Annotated in this window: 6 protein-coding genes; 2 read left to right on the forward strand and 4 right to left on the reverse strand. The window is 62.1% G+C overall.

The window, feature by feature from the left end:
- Positions 1–130: RNA polymerase sigma factor RpoD (locus KJ624_00810; protein MBU2008382.1), on the forward strand; the 130-nt coding region annotated here is incomplete at its 5' end.
- A complete protein-coding gene (locus KJ624_00815) occupies positions 127–744 on the forward strand; it encodes a hypothetical protein (protein MBU2008383.1) in 618 nt (205 codons plus the stop codon). The genes KJ624_00810 and KJ624_00815, both read left to right, overlap by 4 nt.
- A gap of 35 nt (positions 745–779) precedes the next feature.
- On the opposite strand, the gene KJ624_00820 is transcribed toward KJ624_00815, so the two are convergent.
- From KJ624_00820 to KJ624_00835, 4 genes are all read right to left on the reverse strand, one after another.
- Entirely contained in the window at positions 780–1604 is an 825-nt protein-coding gene (locus KJ624_00820; GenBank protein MBU2008384.1) for an ABC transporter permease, read from the reverse strand.
- A complete protein-coding gene (locus KJ624_00825; protein MBU2008385.1) occupies positions 1604–2590 on the reverse strand; it encodes an ATP-binding cassette domain-containing protein in 987 nt (328 codons plus the stop codon). Before KJ624_00825 ends, KJ624_00820 begins: the two co-directional genes overlap by 1 nt.
- 252 nt (positions 2591–2842) lie before the next feature.
- Positions 2843–3538 (reverse strand): hypothetical protein, encoded by a 696-nt coding sequence (locus KJ624_00830; GenBank protein MBU2008386.1) that lies wholly within the window; start codon positions 3536–3538, stop codon positions 2843–2845.
- A 79-nt stretch (positions 3539–3617) separates the two neighbouring features.
- Positions 3618–3978 (reverse strand): hypothetical protein (locus KJ624_00835; protein MBU2008387.1); only part of this gene is annotated, 361 nt, incomplete at its 5' end.

The following is a 3978-nucleotide window of genomic DNA, read 5'->3' on the forward strand; positions in this document are numbered from 1 at the left end:
CCGCACCCTGGAAGAGGTGGGCAAGGAGTTCGGGGTCACCAGGGAACGCATCCGGCAGATTGAGGCCAAGGCCCTGAGAAAGCTCCGCCACCCCAGCCGCAGCCGCCGCCTTAAAGACTACCTGGAGTGAAGTTCCTCAAGGGCTGTCTCCTCTTTCTGGCCCTTGACCTCCTTTTCTCCCTGGCCCTCGCCGGGGCCGCGGCCTATTTCATCACCCGGCCCCCGGCTTCTGTCCGGGACCTTCCGCCATCAGCCACCAGCCCGGAGAAGGCCCAGGCCCTGGAGACAAAGCTAGATGAGTTCGCCCAGGGGCTGGAACAGGCTGGGGAAAGAAAGCCCCTTTCCCTCGTAATCACGGAAGACGAAGCCAGCTCACTCATCGCCAGGGAGCTATCCAGATTCCAGGAGGAGAACCCGGAGGCCATCCCCTTCCAGATAGACTCCCCCCGGGTCCTCTTCCGGGAGGGAAAGGTGATAGCCACCGCTGTCATTGACCTCCAGGGTTTCCGCCCCCAGGTAGCAGTGGAGGCCCGGGTGAGCGCCCAGGCGGGACGGCCCAAAATAGACATTGAACGGATAGACCTGGGGCGTATCCCCTTCCCCCTCCTGGGCCTCCTCCAGGACTATATCGGCCAGGCCCTCCAGGACCTGGAGACGGAAGAGCTACCCCTTGAGGTTGAAAGAGTAGAGATTACAGAGGGAAAACTTCTCCTGGAGGGCTGGAGCCAGCCCGCAGTCCCCTAGACTGTTCTGGCTACGAGCCCTGACAAGACTCGCTCCTACTCCTGCCGGCTAAAGGACCACACTGCCAGCGCCCCCACCACCAGGCCAAAGAGGGCCACCACCAGCATGTCTTCCGCAATGCTCATGGTGTGCCCGAAGAGGCTCACCCCCAGCACGGGGCTGCCGCCGAGCATGGCTGCGGCCGGGACCTGGACAGCCCCACCGCCCAGGAAGACCTGCCGGATGGCGTCCACGCCGTAGGTTACCGGGTTAGCTTTGGCGATGACTCCCAGCCATGTGGGCACGCTGTTCACCGGGAAAAACACGCCGGACAGAAACATCAGGGGGAAGATGAGGAGCTGCATCACCACCTGGAATCCCTGCTGAGAGCGCATCCGCGAGGCCACCAGCAGGCCCAGGCCGGAGAGCGAGAGCGACACCAGCACGAGCACGGGTATGAGCTTCAACACCAGCAGCCAGCTCAGCTCCACCCCCAGAAAGGGTGCCAGCACCAGCATGATGATGCCCTGGGCCAGGGCTACCGCGGTGCCGCCTACCGCTTTCCCCAGGACCACACCGCTACGGCTGAGGGGCGCGACCAGCACCTCTTTCAAGAAGCCAAATTCCCTGTCCCACACCACCGAGAGCCCTGAGAATATGGAGGTCATGAGCACCGTCATGGCCATGATACCCGGGTACATGAACTTGATGAAGTCCACCCCGGGGGTGAGGGAGCCAATGAGGCGGTTGAAGCCAGCCCCGAAGATTATCAGGAAGAGCAGGGGCGTGGCAAAAGAAGATAACATCCGGGCCCGCTCCGACACAAACCGCAGGACCTCCCTGTAGGCGATGACCCATATGGCCCTGTATACCTCTGCCATTAATGCCCCCCCGTCCTGCGCCGCATCTGTTTCATATGCTCAAAAGCGTCCGGCGACTGCTCTCGGATGGCCCGCCCCGTTAGCTTCAGGAATACATCGTCCAGGGTGGGACGACGCACGCCGACGGAGAGCAGGCGCTGGCCAAACCCCCGGACAAAATCGGGGAGGAACTCCTCACCCCGGGGCACCCCGAAGCTGACCACGCCGTTCTCCACCTGAGGAGATACATGGTAGCGTTCCTGGAGTTCTCGGGCTGCCGCCACATTGTCCCCGGCCCTCAAGGACACCAGGTCACCGCCGACTGTGTCCTTGAGCCTGTCCGGCGTGTCCAGCGCCACAATCTGGCCATTGTCTATGATAGCAATGCGGTCGCAGACCTCGGCCTCATCCATGTACTGGGTCGTCAGGAAGATGGTCAGGCTCTCCTGCCGCCGTAGCTCCAGGATGTAGTCCCAGATGAGGCGTCTTGTCTGGGGGTCCAGCCCCAGGGTAGGCTCGTCCAGGAATAGCACCCGCGGGTGGTGTATAAGCCCCCTGGCTATCTCCAGACGTCGCTTCATGCCGCCGGAGTAGGTACGGACCCGGCTCTTTCGCCGGTCCCACAACTCCACCATGGTCAGCATCTCTTTAATGCGCAGTTCCCGCACCGACGCAGGCACGCCGTAGGCATAGGCGTGGAAACGCAGGTTCTGTTCAGCGGTGAGGTAATCATCGATGGCAGGCTCCTGGAACACCAGACCGATAGAGCGGCGCACCTGGCTCCGCTGTTGCAGCACGTTGTAGCCGTTGACTATCGCCTGCCCGGAGGTAGGGCGGAGGAGGGTGCAGAGCACGTTGATGGTGGTGGTCTTGCCCGCGCCATTGGGCCCCAGGAAGCCGAAGATTTCCCCCTGCCGCACCGCAAAGGAGACTCCCCTCACAGCCTCCAGCTTTCCGTAACGCTTCACCAGGTCCTTCACCTGAATAACGTCGGCCCTAGAATCCATTCTGTTTTTCACCACCTCCTCGGGCTGGACTGGCAGTAGCCAGGAAAGCAAACTTTAGCACGGCGAGAACCCAGGTGTCAAAGGAGACGGGGCTTCGTGGTTCAATCCTCAGGTCAAATAGATGCAGCCCCAGGTGTTCGGTCCCGTCCTATGAAGTGGGCGGCCATGTCAGCGCATATTGGCCAATGCACAGATGTCCATCCTGTTTCGTCTCAGCCGGCGGTGGAGGGCTCGGGGGGAGCTGGCCTGTCCTTATACTTTAGGGATGCCAACGGCGGAGGCATAGGTCGTGGTGTCATAGGCAAACCACATGTCGTCGCCGGCGCTGTTCCCGACGATGACCTTGACCTCCAGTCTATTCCCTGGGGGAATGGTATAGCTCAACCCGCTGACCAATACGGTCTTCTTGACCCAGGTGGAGGAGCCACTCTGCCAGTTGGCCTGGTACAGGGTGCCACTGCCTATCTCCGTGTAGGTGGCGCCACTGTAGTCCCGGAGGAAAACAGTGACCTCCCCTGCCTTGTTCTGGCCGAAATCCTTGATTGCGGTCCATAGTTCGACAGTCACGGTACCCGCGAGGTCCTGGCCGCCAGATAGGGAGCTTGACCGCCAGACCTGATGTTTGGAAAGGTCGGTCTCGCCGACTCCGCTGGCCCCCCTATTGACTATGAGTCCGGCGAAACCGTCCCGGTCCTGGTCGTAGTTGTACAGGGCGGCGGCTGTCGGACTGCTAGTATCCGCCGGTAGAACCGCCTGTGAGTTGGTATTGCCCGTTGGCGGCGTGGGGTTGTTGTGTAAGTAGAAGTCTTTCGGGAACTGGGTGGCAGCGGCGAAGGCGTTGCCCGGGTTCTGGGCGCTGTCGGTGAACCGTGCCGCGGCCGGGAGCCAGGCCCAAGAATTCCCCAGGAAGAGCATTGCGATAAGGAGCAGGGCCTTTCCCTTTTTCATCCCTACCCTCCCCCTTGGGATTTCCCCTGCCGACCGGTGGCCACAGCTGAGGTAGGCACCTGAGCCCCTGGGAACCGCCTCAGGATCTCTTCCCTACAAGAGTGAGGCGGAGGGTAACCCGGGGCGATGCTCTCCACTCCTTCGGGCTGGGCCTTCTTTGGGGCAGGGCCGTCACTTCCTCTCGCATGGCAGGGAGATGGATGGTAGCCCGCGGCGATGCACTTCGGCCCTTCAGGCTGGCCTTGCTTTGCGGCAGAGCCCTCTCTTTCTCCCGCATGGCAGGGAGATGGATGGTAGCCCGGGGCGATGCACTTCGGCCCTTCAGGCTGGCCTTGCTTTGCGGCAGGGCCGTCGCTCTCTCCCGCATGGCAGGGAGATGGATGGTAGCCCGCGGCGATGCACTTCGGCCCTTCAGGCTGGCCTTGCTTTGCGGCAGGGCC

This window comes from Chloroflexota bacterium, from assembly GCA_018825785.1.
Lineage (GTDB): Bacteria > Chloroflexota > Dehalococcoidia > JACVQG01 > JAHKAY01 > JAHKAY01.

Coding starts and splice junctions, on each gene's coding strand:
- KJ624_00825 (MBU2008385.1), bottom strand. CDS start 2,590: ATGGATTCTAGGGCCGACGTTATTCAGGTGAAGGACCTGGTGAAGCGT.
- KJ624_00830 (MBU2008386.1), bottom strand. CDS start 3,538: ATGAAAAAGGGAAAGGCCCTGCTCCTTATCGCAATGCTCTTCCTGGGG.
- KJ624_00820 (MBU2008384.1), bottom strand. CDS start 1,604: ATGGCAGAGGTATACAGGGCCATATGGGTCATCGCCTACAGGGAGGTC.